Origin of the sequence: Streptomyces sp. L2 (assembly GCF_004124325.1) — a bacterium.
Taxonomy (GTDB): domain Bacteria; phylum Actinomycetota; class Actinomycetes; order Streptomycetales; family Streptomycetaceae; genus Streptomyces.
Map to the genome: position 1 here is coordinate 6953325 of NZ_QBDT01000001.1, position 16560 is coordinate 6969884.

11 protein-coding genes are annotated in these 16560 nt (G+C 73.0%); 2 read left to right on the forward strand and 9 right to left on the reverse strand.

Features of this window, described 5'->3' with window-relative positions; all coding sequences use genetic code 11:
- Nucleotides 1-393: 393 nt before the first annotated feature.
- From DBP14_RS31190 to DBP14_RS31210, 5 genes are all read right to left on the reverse strand, one after another.
- Nucleotides 394-1917: an aldehyde dehydrogenase family protein gene (locus DBP14_RS31190; RefSeq protein WP_129310812.1), complete on the reverse strand. Its 1524-nt coding sequence runs from the start codon at nt 1915-1917 to the stop codon at nt 394-396.
- Between the two features lie 56 nt (nt 1918-1973).
- The gene (locus DBP14_RS31195; RefSeq protein ID WP_129310814.1) at nt 1974-3299 is read right to left on the reverse strand and encodes a helix-turn-helix domain-containing protein; all 1326 of its coding nucleotides are present in this window, start codon (nt 3297-3299) and stop codon (nt 1974-1976) included.
- A gap of 78 nt (nt 3300-3377) precedes the next feature.
- Complete coding sequence (locus DBP14_RS31200; RefSeq protein ID WP_206739386.1) at nt 3378-3977, reverse strand: N-acetylmuramoyl-L-alanine amidase; 600 nt, start codon at nt 3975-3977, stop codon at nt 3378-3380.
- A 134-nt stretch (nt 3978-4111) separates the two neighbouring features.
- Nucleotides 4112-5125, reverse strand: coding sequence for an acetamidase/formamidase family protein (locus tag DBP14_RS31205; protein WP_129310818.1), 1014 nt, complete (start codon nt 5123-5125; stop codon nt 4112-4114).
- Nucleotides 5122-6603, reverse strand: coding sequence for an APC family permease (locus tag DBP14_RS31210; RefSeq protein ID WP_129310820.1), 1482 nt, complete (start codon nt 6601-6603; stop codon nt 5122-5124). The genes DBP14_RS31205 and DBP14_RS31210 overlap by 4 nt, the downstream gene beginning before the upstream one ends.
- A gap of 374 nt (nt 6604-6977) precedes the next feature.
- On the opposite strand from DBP14_RS31210, the gene DBP14_RS31215 reads away from it, so the two are divergent.
- Nucleotides 6978-7934 (forward strand): DUF4232 domain-containing protein, encoded by a 957-nt coding sequence (locus DBP14_RS31215; protein WP_129310822.1) that lies wholly within the window; start codon nt 6978-6980, stop codon nt 7932-7934.
- A gap of 33 nt (nt 7935-7967) precedes the next feature.
- Here the strand turns inward: DBP14_RS31215 and DBP14_RS31220 are convergent, their stop codons facing one another.
- Both DBP14_RS31220 and xylB read right to left on the reverse strand, forming a co-directional pair.
- Nucleotides 7968-9173: an ROK family transcriptional regulator gene (locus DBP14_RS31220; protein ID WP_129310824.1), complete on the reverse strand. Its 1206-nt coding sequence runs from the start codon at nt 9171-9173 to the stop codon at nt 7968-7970.
- A gap of 103 nt (nt 9174-9276) precedes the next feature.
- On the reverse strand, nt 9277-10722 hold the full coding sequence (xylB, locus tag DBP14_RS31225; protein WP_129310826.1) for a xylulokinase: 1446 nt from the start codon (nt 10720-10722) through the stop codon (nt 9277-9279).
- 177 nt (nt 10723-10899) lie between these two features.
- On the opposite strand from xylB, the gene xylA reads away from it, so the two are divergent.
- Nucleotides 10900-12066: a xylose isomerase gene (xylA, locus tag DBP14_RS31230; RefSeq protein ID WP_129310828.1), complete on the forward strand. Its 1167-nt coding sequence runs from the start codon at nt 10900-10902 to the stop codon at nt 12064-12066.
- 189 nt (nt 12067-12255) lie between these two features.
- On the opposite strand, the gene DBP14_RS31235 is transcribed toward xylA, so the two are convergent.
- On the reverse strand, nt 12256-13593 hold the full coding sequence (locus DBP14_RS31235; RefSeq protein WP_129310830.1) for an SWF or SNF family helicase: 1338 nt from the start codon (nt 13591-13593) through the stop codon (nt 12256-12258).
- Complete coding sequence (locus tag DBP14_RS31240; RefSeq protein ID WP_241741080.1) at nt 13590-16466, reverse strand: DEAD/DEAH box helicase; 2877 nt, start codon at nt 16464-16466, stop codon at nt 13590-13592. The genes DBP14_RS31235 and DBP14_RS31240 overlap by 4 nt, the downstream gene beginning before the upstream one ends.
- Nucleotides 16467-16560: the final 94 nt, after the last annotated feature.

Genomic DNA, 16560 nt, shown 5'->3' on the forward strand with positions numbered 1-16560 from the left:
GTCGGGCGCCAGGTACTGCCCGGCGGGGACGTGCGCCGCCCTGGCCTTGCGGAGGTTGAATGTGCCTCCGGTGCCGTCGAGTCGCTGTCATAGACCTCGACCGTTCCCGCTCTGTCCGCGGGGCAGGTGGGCATCTTGACCGAGAGGCGGGGGCCGTCGATCCGGACGCCCACACCGCACACCGACCCCGCTAGTATCAACGCCCATTTGGGGTGCCTGCGCGGCTCGTTCAGTGTCGCACCGGACGGGCGGCTGTTTCGTGAGGCGTCGGGACCTACATCGGCGCCGCGAAACAAATGCAGCTGCGGTCGAAATTCGCTTCACAGCTCAGGTCGAGTGTGACGAGGGCGCCTGCCGGGCAACTTGCCTGGTCAGGCGCCCTTGTATGAGTCTCTAGAAGAACCCCAGCTTCTTCGGGGAGTACGACACCAGCAGGTTTTTCGTCTGCTGGTAGTGCTCCAGCATCATCTTGTGCGTTTCGCGGCCGATGCCGGACTGCTTGTAGCCACCGAACGCCGCGTGGGCCGGATACGCGTGGTAGCAGTTCGTCCAGACGCGGCCCGCCTGGATCGCCCGGCCCGCGCGGTAGGCGGTGTTGATGTCCCGGGTCCACACGCCGGCCCCGAGCCCGTACAGGGTGTCGTTGGCGATCTTGACGGCGTCGTCGAAGTCGTCGAAGGAGGCCACCGAGACGACCGGGCCGAAGATCTCCTCCTGGAAGACCCGCATCCGGTTGTCGCCCTCGAAGATGGTGGGCTGGACGTAGTAACCGCCCTTCAGCTCGCCGTCGTACTCGACGCGTTCGCCACCCGTGAGGATCCTGGCGCCCTCCTGCCGGCCGATGTCCAGGTAGGAGAGGATCTTCTCCAGCTGGTCGTTGGAGGCCTGGGCGCCGATCATCGTGTCGGTGTCGAGGGGGTGACCGGGCTTGATCCGCCGGGTGCGGGCCACGGCCGCGTCGAGGAATTCCGTGTAGTGGCCGCGCTGGACCAGAGCCCGGGACGGACACGTGCACACCTCGCCCTGGTTGAGCGCGAACATGGTGAAGCCTTCCAGCGCCTTGTCGCGGAAGTCGTCGTCGTGCGCCCAGACGTCGTCGAAGAAGATGTTCGGCGACTTGCCACCGAGTTCCAGGGTGACCGGTTTGATGTTCTCCGAGGCGTACTGCATGATCAGCCGCCCGGTCGTGGTCTCCCCGGTGAACGCCACTTTCGCCACCCGCGGACTCGACGCGAGCGGTTTGCCCGCCTCCACCCCGAAGCCGTTGACGATGTTGAGCACGCCCGGCGGCAGCAGATCGGCGATCAGGCTCATCCAGTAGTGGATGGACGCCGGGGTCTGCTCGGCCGGCTTCAGGACGACCGCGTTGCCGGCCGCGAGCGCCGGCGCGACTTTCCAGGCCGCCATCAGGATCGGGAAGTTCCACGGGATGATCTGCGCGACCACCCCGAGCGGTTCGTGGAAGTGGTACGCCACCGTGTCGTCGTCGACCTCGCCCAGCGACCCCTCCTGGGCCCGGATGGCGCCCGCGAAGTAGCGGAAGTGGTCGATGGCGAGCGGGATGTCGGCCGCCAGCGTCTCCCGCACCGGCTTGCCGTTCTCCCAGCTCTCCGCCACCGCGAGCGGTTCGAGGTGGGCCGCCATGCGGTCGGCGATCTTCAGCAGGATGTCGGAGCGCTCCGTCACCGACGTGCGGCCCCACCCGGGAGCCGCCGCGTGCGCCGCGTCCAGCGCCCGCTCCACGTCCTCGGCGGTGCCGCGCGCGATCTCGGTGAACGGCTGCCCGTTGACCGGCGACGGGTTCTCGAAGTACTGCCCCCGCGCCGGCGGCACGTACTCGCCGCCGATGAAATGGTCGTAGCGCGCCTGGTAGGAGACGATCGCGCCCTCGCTGCCGGGCGCCGCGTAACGGGTCATGCTGGTCTGCCTCCCCGGTGAAGCGCTGCCCGCCGTCGGACAGCTCTCGCGGGAGGCTAGGCGCGCGGACGTTGCGAGGACGTTGCACCCGGCTGCTGTCCGCGAGCGCGGCCGGCCGCAGCGGTGAGCAAAGGCGCCGCCAGCTCCGTCTCAAGGGCTGCCAGGCGGGCCCGTGCCGGCGCGGTGGGCCGGACGGCCGCCAGCGCACGCCACACCTCCACGTCGTCCTCGCCCCACGGCGCGTGCGCCCAGTCCGCGAGCAGATCGGGGTCGCGGTGCGCGATCAGCGCCGCCCGCAGACCGTCGGCGAGGCGGCGCCGCAGCCGTACGACCGCCGGGGCCTGCGAGCCCGGCAGCAGCGGACCGGCGTACTCCTCCACCGCCGCGGTCAGCGCGCCCGTCTCCAGCCGCCGCTCCACGACCGTGGCGTCGCACTCCACCGCGGCCGTCAGCCGGTACGGCCGCGAGGCGAGCAGGCCCGGCCCCAGCAGCCGTCTCAGCCGGGCGAGTTCGGCGCGCAGCGTCACCGGTGTCACTGACTCGTCCGCGTACAGCGCGCACAACAGCTCGTCACCGGTCAGGCCCTCGGGATGGCGGGCGAGCAGGACCAGCAGTTCGCTGTGCCGGCGGCTGAGCCTGATCCGGTGTCCGTCCTCCAGGCGCAGCACGGCCTCGTCGCGGCCGAGAGCGCTCAGCACCGGGGTGCCGGCGGCGCCGGGCGGCGGGGCGAGCAGGGCGAGCTGCGACTCGGCCGCCCGCGCCACCGCCCGCACGAAGCCCAGACTGTGCGGGTGCGCCAGCCCGTCCCCGCCGGTGATGTCGACGGCGCCGAGGACCCGGCCGGTGCGCGGATCGTGGACCGGCGCGGCCGCGCAGGTCCACGGCTGCACCCGCCGGATGAAGTGCTCCGCGGCGAACACCTGCACCGGCCGGTCCACGGCCACCGCCGTGCCCGGCGCGTTGGTGCCCACCGCCGCCTCCGCCCAGCGGGCCCCCGGCACGAAGTTCATCCCGTCCGCCCGCCGCCGGGTCGCCGGATGCCCTTCGACCCACAGCAGCCTGCCGTGCGCGTCGCACACCGCGAGGAGATGCTCCCCGTCGGCCGCGAATGTGCCCAACAGCTCCCGGAACAACGGCATCACCCGGGACAGCGGATGCTCCGCGCGACAGGAGCCGAGGTCGCCGTCGGACAGCTCCACGGTCGCGGCGCCGTCCGGCCCGACACCGGCCCGCGCGCTGCGCCGCCACGACTCCGCCACCACGGACCGCACCGGGCGCGGCACCGTGCCCACCGTGGTGAACGTCTCGTGCGCGTGGCGCAGCACCCGCACCCGCTCGGCCGGGTCGGCCCCCGGTTCCAGGGCCACCCATGGATCGGACAACTCGGCCTCCCCGGACGGTGTACGGCAGGCACCATCGTCACGCCCGGCGTCCGCGCGGACAACCGGTCCGACGCCGGCCTAGGCGAAATTGACCAGTCTGATGTAGCGGACCCAGTCCCAGTAGGGCCCCGGATCGGTGTGGTCGGTGCCGGGCACCTGGATGTGGCCGATGATGTGCTCCCTGTCCTTCGGAATGCCGTACTTGGCGCAGACGGCAGCCGTCAGCTTCGCCGACTGCTCGTACAGGGCGTCGGTGAAGTACGCGGGCTGGTCGATCCAGCCCTCGTGCTCGATGCCGATGCTGCGGGTGTTGTAGTCCCAGTTGCCCGCGTGCCAGGCGATGTTCGCCTCGCGCACGCACTGGGCGACGTGTCCGTCGGCCGAGCGGACCAGATAGTGGGCGGACACCGCCTTCTGCGGGTTCCGGAAGATGGCGAGGGTGTCGGTATAGGTCTCCTGGGTGACGTGGATGACCACACGGTCGATCGAGTAGGAGGACGGCCGGTTCGACGCCGTGTAGTTCGACGCGGTCGCCGGCTGCCACTCGGCCGGCGGATAGTCGACGGCCTGCGTCTGCGCACCGGCACGGGAGGCGGGGAGCAGTGCGTACGGGACGGCGGCGAGGGCCGCGCCCTTCAGGATGCGGCGTCTGCTCAGCTGCGGTCTTGCCCGGTCCATGTCCATCGTGGGGTGCCTTTCGGGGGGCAGGGGTGGGGGGAGGGGTTCACCTGCGAGGCGTCACCTGCGGCGGGGTCGGGGCCTGCGTCAGGGAACGGGGTCGGGGACTGCGTCAGGGACGGAGCGGGACTGCGTCAGGGACGGAGCGTCCGGGCCGTCTCCCGCAGTCGTGCGTGCACGCCGCGGTAGGTCTCCCGCGCGGGCAGCCACTCCTTGCGGAGCTTGGCCACGCACGTGTAGTTGGTGTCGCACACGTTGGCCAACGGTGATTCGACGGTCTGGGTTGCGAACTGATACGCGTCCAGCTCACTGAAGCCGTAGTCGCGCACCAGCCACTGCACCAGGTCGAGCTGCGATATCCGGAACGCGTCCTCCAGCGGGCGCGCCGAACCCGTCGAGATGATGTGTGTGTCCGATTCCAGCCGGGGCCACGGCGTGACGACGTCCTTGAGCAGGTCGACGATGACCACTGTGTTCATCGCGCACTCCACCGCCACGCCGCACGTCTCGCCCTCCCCCTGACGGGCATGCCCGTCACCGAGGCTGAGCAGCGCCCCGTCGACGTTCACCCCCAGGTAGCAGGTGACGCCGGCGCGCATCTCAGGCGTGTCCATGTTGCCGCCGTGCGCGTCCGGTACCAGCGCCGAACGCACCTCCAGGTTGGCGGGCGCCACGCCCACCGTGCCGTGCATGGGCTCCAGCGGCAGCTCCACCTCGATGTCGCTGTCCCGCGCCCGGAACAGAGCGGTGCGCCGGGTGCGGTCCAGCTGCCAGATCCAGACCCGCTCCTCCAGGGGCGGCTGCAGCGACGCCGTGGTGTGCGTCGACGTCAGCGCGCCGAAGAGGGGGACCGTGGTGGACGCGGCCCAGTCCCGGGCCGGTTCGACGGACACGAAGTGCACCGCGACGGTGTCGCCCGGCTCGGCGCCCTCGATGTGGAAGGGGCCGGTCTGCGGGTTGAGGAACGGGAACTCGCAGACCTGCGACACGAGGTCCTTCTCCGAGCGCACCCGGCCGGCGAAGCAGTCCTCCGTGTACAGGTCTAGGACCGTGCCGGGCGCGATCCGCGCCACCGGGGGCGCGCCGCCGAAGGTCCACGCGTACGCGTCCGGTTCCGGGCGCACGGTCAGGATCCGGGGGTCGGTCATCGTGGAACGGTTCCCTTCTGGTCGGGGTGGGACGCCGGTTCGTCGAGGTGGACCCGGGCCGTCTCGGCGACCCGGTCGGGGTGACGGCGTATCAGCGCCAGCAGGACGACGACGCCCAGCGCCATCCAGACGCCGACGATCGGGCCGGCGTACGACACCGGGGCGGTCAGCTCGGTGACGAAGTCGAACACCGGGAGCCCGGCCGCGGTCAGCAGGGCGGGGACGAACGCCGCGATGCCCAGCACCGGGAACAGCAGGTGCCGTACCGGCTTCAGCGAGGCGCGGCCCCCGCGCAGGAAGTGGCCCGCGCAGGCGAGGTTCACGACGATGTAGACGCCGATGACGACGGTGACGATCACCGTGGCCAGCAGCAGGAACGCGGTGATGGGGTCGTAGCCGAAGCCGAGCCCGAGGACGGCGCCGACCGCCACCACGGTCTGCACCACGATGCCGGCGACGGGGGAGCGGTGCCGCGGGTGGAGCGTGGCGAGCAGTGCCGGGAAGACGCGGATGCGGGCCAGCGCGAAGGCCGTCCGGGTCGAGACGTTGGCGCAGGCGTTGGCGTTGGCGATCGTGGAGTTGACCACCGCGAGGAAGACCAGCACCCAGAAGAAGCCGAAGGAGGCCCGGGCGACGCCTTCCCAGGACGCGCCGCCCGACGCGCCGAAGCCGGCGAACTTCTCCGGACCGAAGTACACCGTCATCGCGTAGGTCGTGACCACGTAGAACAGGCCGATGCCGAGGGCCGCTCCGAGGACCGCGCGATGCATGGTCCGCCGGGGGTCGCGGGTCTCCTCGGCGAGCGGAGCCGCCGCCTCGAACCCGGCGAACGCCAGCACGGTGTACACGGACCCGGCGAAGACCCCGCCGATCCCCGAATAGCCGTCCGCGGTGTGCGACGTGCCGAACACCGACAGCGTGTTGCCCCCGCCGGCCTTGATGACGAGCCAGCCGGCGAACACGAGGAGGACCAGGATCTCGAAGACACCCAGCACCGTGCCGAACCTCGCCGAGGCACGGACGCCCAGGTAGCCGGCGGCGGCGATCACGGCGGCACCCGCGAGCGACCAGGGCCACCAGAGGTCCGCCGGGTAGGCGGTCCACTCCTCGTGCAGCGTGCCCGCCGTGGTGAAGCCGAGCTGCAGGAGCAGCAGTGGCGGAACGAGCATCTCCACGAAGACGTAGCCCCAGCCGACCAGGAAGCCCACGGCCGGGTGCAGGCCGCGCGCCGCATATGTGGCCACCGAGCCCGCGGCGGGCAGCTCTCGGGCCAGCTCGGCCACGCACGAAGCCGTGAACAGACAGGCCACCAGAGCGATCAGCACGGACAATGGGAGGCTGCCGCCGGCGAAGGCCGCCCCGGACGGGATGGACGCGGCCACCGCGGCGGCCGGCGCCATGGCCGTGACGCTCTGGAACAGGACCTCGCGCAACCCGATGGCATCGGGCCGCAGCGCCTCTGTCGTCTCACCCCTCATCTGTTCCCCCATCAGATCCGACGGACCGTCAATGTGCTTGTCTTTACTCCCTGTTATCGAAGCTCAGTCGGCCCACAGGAACCGCCGGACGGCTGTGCCTCACGTGAATCACGGTACGGCTCGGGCGGGTTGGGCAGAAGGGCGCGCCGCGGATCCGTGGACAACGAGCCGATTGTGGAAAACTCGGCCACTCGATCGGGTGAAGCCCATCCGGTGTGCGGCCGTTGTGGCCCTCGTGCGCGGCCCTCGTGCGCGGCTCGGTGCCGGGCGCTCGGTCCCGCTGCGGCACGGCGAGAGGCCCTTGTGACGGGGCTGTGACCGGAAGCATGGCTTCCACCACAGACCCCGGGCTTCCGGCGTGATCGACTCGGCGGATGAGTCCCCTCCGCCTCCGGCCCACGGCTGCCGCCGCTCTGTCCCTCGCCGCACTCGGCATGCTGTCCGCCTGCGGCCGGGAAACAGCTGTCGGCGCCGGTGACCGGCCTGCCTCCGTTGCCGGAGCCGGTGACCCATCCGCCTCCCTCGGAGGGGCCTGCGGGACCCACCAGGCGGGAGCACCGTCCGCGTCCCAGCCGCCGGCGGCACCGCCCGACTCCTCCCGTTCCTCCGCCCAGGAGACGAACGGGGTGCGGATGACCGGCCCGGGCGACCGTGCCGGCGGCTGCGCCGGGTTCCAGGTCACCAACCACGAGGACGTGACCCTCACCTACACCGTCACGTTCGGGTTCCGCTCCGCGTCCGGAGGCCTGAGGGATACGGCGACCCGGGTCCTCGCCGGTGTGAAGCCGGGCCGAACCGTCAGCGGAACGCTCGGCCGCGGCAACACGACCGCCTCCGACTGGTCCGGAGTGGACATCGTCAAGGTGCGCAGCGTCCCGACCGCCGAGGCACCGGCGCCGGGCGGCCCCTGTCCGGCGTCCGGGACACGGCTGTACGCCGACGACGGCGACGCGGCGATGGGCCTGCGCGTCGTCACGCTCCACCTGGAGAACTGCGGCAGCACCCCGTACCACCTGGCCGGCTACGCCAGGATCAGCCCCCTCGGACTGGACCACAGGGTGGTGCCCGGCGTCCGGATCCTCCACGGCGGCTCCGCCGTTGCGCAGGGCACGGGAGCCGACGGCCCGGCGCGTCCACTGACCCTGGCGCCGGGGGAGCGCGCGCACGCGGGACTGGTCTGGCGCAACACGGTTCTCGCCGGCACCCCGGTGAACGCCCCCTACGTCAGGGTCTGGGCGAGGCAGGGCGCGCGGCCCGTGACCGTGACTCCGGAACTGGACCTCGGGACGACGGGGAAGCTCGCGATCGGGCCCTGGAAGAGGGACCGGTGAGAGGAAACGCCCAGGCCCCGGCCGGGGCGGGGGTCAGCGGGCGGCCACCGAGGCGGGGTCGTCCAGCACGGCCCGGACGACCGAGTGGGCGGCGCCCAGCAACGGGCCCTCGGACCCCAGCGCGGACACGGCCACCGGGCACGCCGGCCCCGCAGTGCGGTCCCGCAGCTCGGTTTCCAGGGCGGGCAGCAACCAGGGCGAGAGCCCGGCGAGGGCGCCCCCGAGCACAACCGTCTGCGGGTCGAGCAGATTGACCGCCCCGGTCAGCGCGACGCCGAGCGCCTGACCCGCCTCCCGCAGCGCGCGCCGCACAGCCTCGTCGCCGTCGTCCGCGCGCTCCGTGAGCAGGCCGGCGAGGTTCCCGCGCGGCCGCAGACCGGCCGCACGGAGCACCGCCACCTCGCCCGCGTACTGTTCCAGGCAGCCGCGCCCCCCGCACGGGCACGGGAGCCCGTCCGGCCGTACGGGCACATGGCCCAGCTCCCCGGCGAACCCGCGCGTGCCCCGCAGCACCTGACCGTCCACGACGACCGCCGCCCCGATGCCGATCTCCGCCGAGACGTGCAGGAAGTCGCGGGGGGTGGCCGCCCCGAGCCACAGCTCGGCCAGCGCGCCGAAGTTCGCCTCGTTGTCCACGGTCAGCGGCACATCGCGGGGCAGCAGGGCGCCGAGATCCGTGTCGTACCAGTCGAGGTTGGGCGCCCGGACGACGGTACGGCCGTCTCGGGCGACGAGCCCGGGTACGGCGACCGCCATCCCCGCCGGCCACAGGCCCTGCCGCTCCGCGTCGACGACGACCCGCTGGACCAAGGCCGTGAGCTCCTCGGTCACCGGCCTGGGATCGCGGCCCCGGTTGGTTCCGTTCCGCACCGCCCGCGCGCGGACGGCGCCGCGCAGGTCCACCGCGCACACGGCGAGATGGTCGACGCCGATCTCCGCGCCGATCCCCGCCGGGCCGCACCCGCTGAGCGCGAGCGCCGACCCCGGGCGGCCCACCCGGCCCGGACGTTCGGGGCCCAGTTCCTCCAGCAGGCCCGAGCGGATCAGCTCGTCCACGAGCGTCGACACCGCGGCGCGGGTCAGTCCGATGTGTGAGGCGACCGCCGCCCGGGACAGCGGTCCGTCCGCGCGGACGGCGTGCATCACGCGGGCGAGATTGCGCCTGCGCATGCCCTGCTGGGTGTCTGGCAGGGCACGGCCGGCACCCGGCGGGCGTGCCTCGTGCAGCGGTGCGGTCATGCTGTGCGTCAGTCCTCGGTGTCTGCGCCGTGCCCGGCCCCGCGCGGTGCCCGCGGCCGAGCCGAGCGGTTGTTCCGCCGGCTGATAGGGTCGTCGGCCCGGCTCACGGGGAGTCCGTCCCCCGTTCCAGCAGGGGGGCCGCGTCGGAGAGTACCCCGGCGATCCGCTCCAGCGCCGGGCGGTCCCGCTCCACGGCCGGCAGGACCGGACCGGCGGCCGTGTTCCAGCGCCGGGCGACCGCGGCCGGGTCCTCGCCGGTCAGCAGTCCGGCCGCCTGCGCCGCGGCACCCAGGGCGACCAGTTCCCTCGCCTCGGGCACCTGCACCGGCCGCCCGGACAACCGTCGTACGGTCTGCTGCCAGGCCGCGCCCCGGGCGCCCCCGCCGATCAGCAGCAAGGGGGTGCTGCGGTCGGCGTCCTCGTCGAGCACCAGGTCGAGCGCGCCGAGCAGCGAGTGGACCGCGCCATCGTAGGCGGCCTGAAGCACCTGGCCGGCGGTGGTGTCGTGGCGGAGCCCGTGCAGCAGGCCGGAGGCGTTCGGCAGGTTCGGTGTGCGTTCGCCGTCCAGGTACGGCAGCAGGGTCACCGAGGTGCCGGGCTCGACGGCCTCGCGGTCCAGGCCCAGCAGGGCGGCCATCCGGTCCACGGCCAGCGTGCAGTTCAGGGTGCAGGCCAACGGCAGCCAGTCCTCGCGCGCGTCGGCGAAGCCGGCCACGGTGCCGGTCGGGTCGCCGGGGCGGCGCCGGGAGACGGCGTACACGGTCCCCGAGGTGCCCAGGCTGAGCACCGGGGTGCCCGGACGCAGGCCGAGCCCCAGCGCCGCCGCCGCGTTGTCGCCGGTGCCGGCCGCCACCAGGGTGCCCTTCGAGAAAGGCAGGTCATGGCTGTCGCGCACGGTGCCGGCCACCTCGCCGGGCCGCACCACCCGGGGCAGCAGGGCAGGGTCGAGCCCCACGTGCGCGAGGGTCTCCTCGTCGTACGCCTCCGTGGCCGACGCCCACCAGCCGGTTCCGGACGCGTCGCCGCGGTCCGTCGTGCCATGCCCGGTGAGCCGCTCGGTGAGGTAGTCGTGAGGCAGCCGTACCGCCTTCGTCGCGCCGACCGCCTCCGGTTCGTGCTCGCTGAGCCAGGCCCACTTGGCAACGGTGAACGATGCCCCCGGCACACTGCCCGCGCGGTCCGCCCAGCCCTTCGGACCGCCCAGCTCCTCGACCAGACGGCGGGCCTGGGGCGCGGACCGGACGTCGTTCCACAGCAGCGCCGGGCGCACCGGCTCGCCCCGCGCGTCGAGCGTGACGAGGCCGTGCTGCTGGCCGCCGATCGACACGGCGGACGCCTCGCGCGCGGCGTCACCGCACTGGCCCAGCGCCGAGCACAGGGCCTCCCACCACTGACGTGGGTCGCTCTCGCGGCCCGCCCCGGAGGACACGGTGTGCGGCGCCTGCCCGCGGGCGACGACCCGCCCCGTGGCCGCGTCGACGACCAGCGCCTTCGTGGACTGGGTCGACGTGTCCACACCGACGACGAGTGGTCCCTCGGCTGCTGACATCGGGCTCTCCCTCTTCCGCGGCTGTGCCGGATCTGGTGCGTGTCTCGCAGGCGCCTTGTCGACAAAGACATCTTGACTCTTCCCGGGGGCGCGTCCGCATACTAATTTGTAAACGGCCATGACGAAATAGTCGTCAGCAACCTCCACGCAACGTCGTCAGCAGCAAGGAGCCGCGGCATGAGCTACCAGCCCACCCCCTCGGACAGGTTCACCTTCGGTCTGTGGACCGTCGGCTGGCAGGGGCGGGACCCGTTCGGCGACGCCACCCGCAGCGCCCTCGACCCGGTCGAGACGGTGCGGCGCCTGGCCGCGATGGGCGCCCACGGGGTCACCTTCCACGACGACGACCTGATCCCCTTCGGGGCCTCGGACGCCGAGCGCGAGTCGCACGTCAAGCGCTTCCGCCAGGCCCTGGACGCGACCGGCATGACCGTGCCGATGGCCACCACCAACCTCTTCACGCACCCCGTCTTCAAGGACGGCGCGTTCACCGCCAACGACCGCGACGTACGCCGCTACGCGCTGCGCAAGACGATCCGCAACATCGACCTGGCCGCGGAGCTGGGCGCGAAGACGTACGTCGCCTGGGGCGGCCGCGAGGGCGCCGAGTCGGGCGCCGCCAAGGACGTACGCGCCGCCCTCGACCGCATGAAGGAGGCCTTCGACCTCCTCGGCGAGTACGTCACCGCCCAGGGCTACGACCTCCGCTTCGCCATCGAGCCCAAGCCGAACGAGCCCCGGGGCGACATCCTCCTGCCCACCGTCGGGCACGCGCTGGCCTTCATCGAGCGCCTGGAGCGGCCCGAGCTGTACGGCGTCAACCCGGAGGTCGGCCACGAGCAGATGGCCGGACTCAACTTCCCGCACGGCATCGCCCAGGCCCTGTGGGCGGGCAAGCTCTTCCACATCGACCTCAACGGCCAGTCCGGCATCAAGTACGACCAGGACCTCCGCTTCGGCGCGGGCGATCTGCGGGCCGCGTTCTGGCTGGTCGACCTGCTGGAGAGCGCCGGCTACGACGGCCCGCGCCACTTCGACTTCAAGCCGCCGCGGACCGAGGATCTCGACGGCGTGTGGGCCTCGGCCGCCGGGTGCATGCGCAACTACCTCATCCTGAAGGAGCGTTCGGCGGCGTTCCGCGCCGATCCCGACGTCCAGGAGGCCCTGCGCGCCGCGCGCCTCGACCAGCTCGCCCTGCCGACCGCGGCGGACGGCCTGCGGGCCCTGCTCGCCGACCACACCGCTTTCGAGGACTTCGACGTGGAGGCGGCGGCCGCGCGCGGCATGGCCTTCGAGCACCTCGACCAGCTGGCGATGGACCACCTGCTGGGAGCGCGGGGCTGACGGCACGCGCGCGTGGGGCAGCGTCAGGGGTGCCTCACGCGCGCGATGCCGCGTGAGTACCTCGTGCCTCACGCGGGCGTCCCCCTCCAGGGGCACACGGTCTTGCTGCGTCGTCGCCGCATTGCCGTCGGTGGTGTTGCCGCACGTCGTCGTGCGGCGGCCGACAGCCGCACGTCCGCCGTCGCGCTCTCACATGCCGTCCGGCCCCGGCTCCTTCTCCGAGACGAGCCGCGCCGTCGCCAAGGCGGTCGACGGGTCCCGGTCCGGGTCTCCCGCAGGGGCCCAGCGGCCGTTCTCGTCGCGGTACGGCCACCAGCGGCCGTCCTGTCCCAGGCGCAGCTGGGCCGGCTCTCCGGGCACGGTCCAGTGGTTGCCGTGCACCTGGAACGGCGGCCGCTCGTCCGCCTCCCAGGCCTCTTCCAGAGCCGCACGCGCGCGTGCCAGGGCGTCTCCCGTCACCTGCCACTCCTCGTCGAGCATCCCCAGGGCCGTCACGCCTCCCACCCGCCAGGCCCTGACGGCGACCGCCAGGCCTTCGCGGCCACGCCCCGACCCCTCGGCGAGCCGGTCGGCGACCGTATCGGGCGGCGCCCCGTCGGCGAGGCGCACGGCGTCCTGAGCCGCCGGCAACTCGGCCGGCGAGGGAGCCTCCGGAACCTGCCCGAACAGCCGGTACGCCTCTACGGTCGTCCGCCTGGCCAGGTGCTCCAACGCCGCCGGGTCGACACCGGGCGCCGGCGGGGCCCCGGTGTCGAGGGACGGCGGCACACCGGGCGTGTCCGGCAGCGGGGGCAGGGCCGGCAGCGGCGGCAGGATGCCGGCCGCCGCCCAGGCCTCGGCCGCGTCCACGCCGTCGGCCTCCGTCTCTGCCCCCGTCTCCGTCTCGGCCCCTGTCCCCGTCCCCGTCTCTGTTGCGCTCTCCGACGGTGTCTTCCGGGGTGCTGTGCTGCGCACGTGCAGCTCCTGCAGGAACGTTCCCCTTTCCCGGCCGCGCATCAGCAGAAGCGCGAAAGGATCCTCGTCGAGCAGCCGCGCCACCTGGAGACACAGGGCGGCCGTGTGCCCGCAGTGGTCCCACGCGTCGCAGTCGCACTCCGGCTCCAGCTCACCGATCCCGGGCAGGAGGTCGACACCGCTCACCGCCGCGTCCTCGATGAGGTGCGGGGGCAGCTCCCGGTCGAGGAGCGCGGCCAGGTGCCCGGCCTGCTCCACCGCATGGTCCAGAAAACGGACCCACTGCTCCTCCGACAGCTGCGGCACCAGGATGTCCGCGCGGTGAGCCGTGTTCCTGGCATCCCGCACCACGGCCGTGACGCGGCCCGGGCGTACCGTCACGGCGCCTACGGCACCCGCCCGCGCGAGCCTGCGCCCCGACTTCACGGCGGCCCCGTCCAGGGCGCCGTCCTCCAGCGCCCGCAGCCAGGCGAGCCCCCACCAGCTCTGCGCGAACGCGCGCCCACGCGCGGGCGGCAGAACGGGAAACGTGCACACCGGATCGCGGTCGTGCTCCTGCTGGTCGTGACTCATCGTGCCTCCCCGCGCAGTTCCACCAGTGCGGCCAGTTCCGCGTCCGTCAGTTCGGTCAGTTCTGCCGGACCGGTCCCGCCGGAGCCGAGCACCGCGTCCGCCAGCTCCCGCTTGCGTCCGAGCATCTCCGCGATGCGGTCCTCCACGGTGCCCTCGGCGATCAGCCGGTGCACCTGCACCGGGCGGGTCTGCCCGATGCGGTACGCGCGGTCCGTCGCCTGTGCCTCGACGGCCGGGTTCCACCAGCGGTCGTAGTGCACGACATGGTCGGCCCGGGTGAGATTGAGCCCTGTCCCCGCCGCCTTCAGGCTCAGCAGGAACACGGGCGCGGCGCCGTCCTGGAACCGGCGTACCAGGGCCTCGCGCTCGGCGACCGGGGTGCCGCCGTGGAGCAGCTGCGAGGGCACCCCACGGGCCGTCAGATGCCGTTCCAGCAGGCGGGCCATCCGCACGTACTGCGTGAACACCAGCACGCCCGAGCCCTCCGCGAGGATCGTGCCGAGCAATTCGTCCAGCAGTTCCAGCTTCCCGGACCGTCCGCCGAGCACCGGATCGTCTTCCTTGAGGAACTGCGCCGGGTGATTGCAGATCTGCTTGAGACCGGTCAGCAGCTTCACGATCAGGCCCCGTCGGGTCATGTCGTCGGTGTGCGAGATCCGGTCCAGCGTCTCGCGGACCAACGCCTCGTACAGTCCCGCCTGTTCGGGGGTGAGCGACACCGGGTGATCGGTCTCGGTCTTCGGTGGCAGTTCCGGCGCGATGCCCGGGTCCGACTTGCGGCGTCGCAGCAGGAACGGTCCCACGAGCCGGGCCAGTCGTTCGGCGGCGGCGGGATCCCGGGCGCCCTCGACGGGCTGCGCGTACCGTGCGCGGAAGCCGGCGAGGCGGCCCAGCAGTCCCGGTGTCGTCCAGTCCAGGATCGCCCACAACTCCGTCAGGTTGTTCTCCACCGGGGTGCCGGTGAGCGCCACGCGTGCGCGTGCGCCGAGGGAACGCAGCGCCCTCGCCGTCGCCGAGTACGGGTTCTTCACGTGCTGCGCCTCGTCGGCGACGACCATGCCCCACGGCACGCGGCCGAGCCGCTCGGCATCCAGGCGCATCGTGCCGTAGGTCGTCAGGACGAACTCCCCGTCGGCCGGGGTGCCGGCGTCGCGCCCGGACCCGTGGAACCGGCGCACCGGGACGCCGGGAGCGAACCTCTCGATCTCACGCTGCCAGTTGCCGAGGAGGGACGCCGGACAGACCACGAGCGTGGGACCGGCCGTCGAGGCGTCGGCCTGCCGGTGCAGATGGAGAGCGATCAGCGTGACCGTCTTGCCCAGCCCCATGTCGTCGGCCAGGCAGCAGCCGAGCCCCAGGGCGGTCGTCCGGGCCAGCCAGCCGAGGCCGCGCAACTGGTAGTCCCGCAGTGTGGCGGCCAGCCCCGGTGGCTGCGTCACGGACTCCGCCGACTCCGGCTGGGCGAGCCGCTCCCGGAGCCGTGCGGCCCATCCCGTGGGCCGCACCGCGACGCGTCGGCCGTCGACCTCGGTGGAGCCCGTCAGAGCGGCTGCCAGTGCCTCCACCGGTGTGACGGAGCGGTGCTCCCGCGCGCGGGCGCGATGTGCCTCCCGCGGGTCGAGCAGCACCCATCCGTCGCGCAACCGCACGAGGGGGCGCTGGGCCTGCGCGAGCCGGTCGAGTTCCTCCCGGGTCAGCTCGTGGCCGTCGAGGGTGAAGCACCAGCGCAACGCCAGCCGGCTGTCGCTGGGGAGGAACGAGGGCAGGGCCGCCCCCTCCTTCCCGGTCGACGTCCCGTCCTCGGCCGGCCCGAAGGCTGCCTGAGTCGTGAGCCCGCGGGACAGCGCCGCGGGCCAGTGCACGTCGACCCCCGCGGCGTCCAGGGCCTGCCCTCCCGCGCCCAGCAGTTCGGTGACCTCGTCGTCGGCCAGGTCCAGGACGTCGGGGACGGCCGCGGACAGCAGCGGTGTCAGGGCCGGCCAGGCGCGGGCGGCCCGGCGCAGGGCCAGCAGCGTCCGTGTCCGCGCGTGCGCGCCGAACGCCTCCCGCGTGTGGGGGGAGTCGGCCCACAGGTCGGCGGCATCCGCGAGGGCGGAGGATCCACTCGTGCCGTGCACCTGTGGGACCACTCGGAACCGCACGGCATCGGCGTCCGCGGCCTCGTGCAGTCCCTGCGCTTCGACGCGCAGGGAGAGCCGTACGCCCGCCTCGTGGCACGCCGCGATGTCGTCGGCCCACGCGCGCAGTCCCGGCAGGGACCGCGGTTCGTGGGCGGCGTAGGCGGCGGTGCCCGTGACCATCGCCGCCGCGGAGGAGCGCGGTAGCGTGTCGGCGATCGCGTCCAGGAAGGCGCGGAGCAGCCGTTCCGGACGGGGCAGCCGGGGCGATGTGCCCGCGCCGAGCGGTACGGCGTGCGCCTGAGGCGGCATGGCGGCGGCGAGTTCCCGGACCAGTCCCCCGTCGCGCGCGGACAGCGGCCCCACCCGCCAGGCGTCGTGATCACCGGGGGAGAGGCCGGGCAGCAGCAGGCCGCGCGCCAGGAAGTGCAGGGCCAGCTGACCGGCCGTCGCCCAGAAGGCGGTGGACGGGGGGCTCGCGGGATCGGTGCGCGCCCGGGTGAGCAGCGGCAGGGCAGTTCGCACCGGCAGGAGCAGCGCGGGCAGGGTCACCCGCTCGACAGCCGTCCCTCCCCGGACGGGCAGGATCACGTCAAGGTCCTCGTACGGCTCGTGCGCGGAAGCCGGAGGTTCCCCGCCGTCGGGCCGCCAGAAGGCCATCCGGCCCGCACGCGCGGGTTCGGACGGCAGGAACACGGTGCAGCAGTGGGTCAGTCGGGACAGCTCGGAGGATGGTGCCGTGGGAATCCTCTGCACAGCCGGTCTGCACTCCTCAAATTTGACTACCAGATGAGAGTCGCCGAGGCTACAGCACGACGGCCGTGCACCCCGCATGCTGGTCCGGTGACCC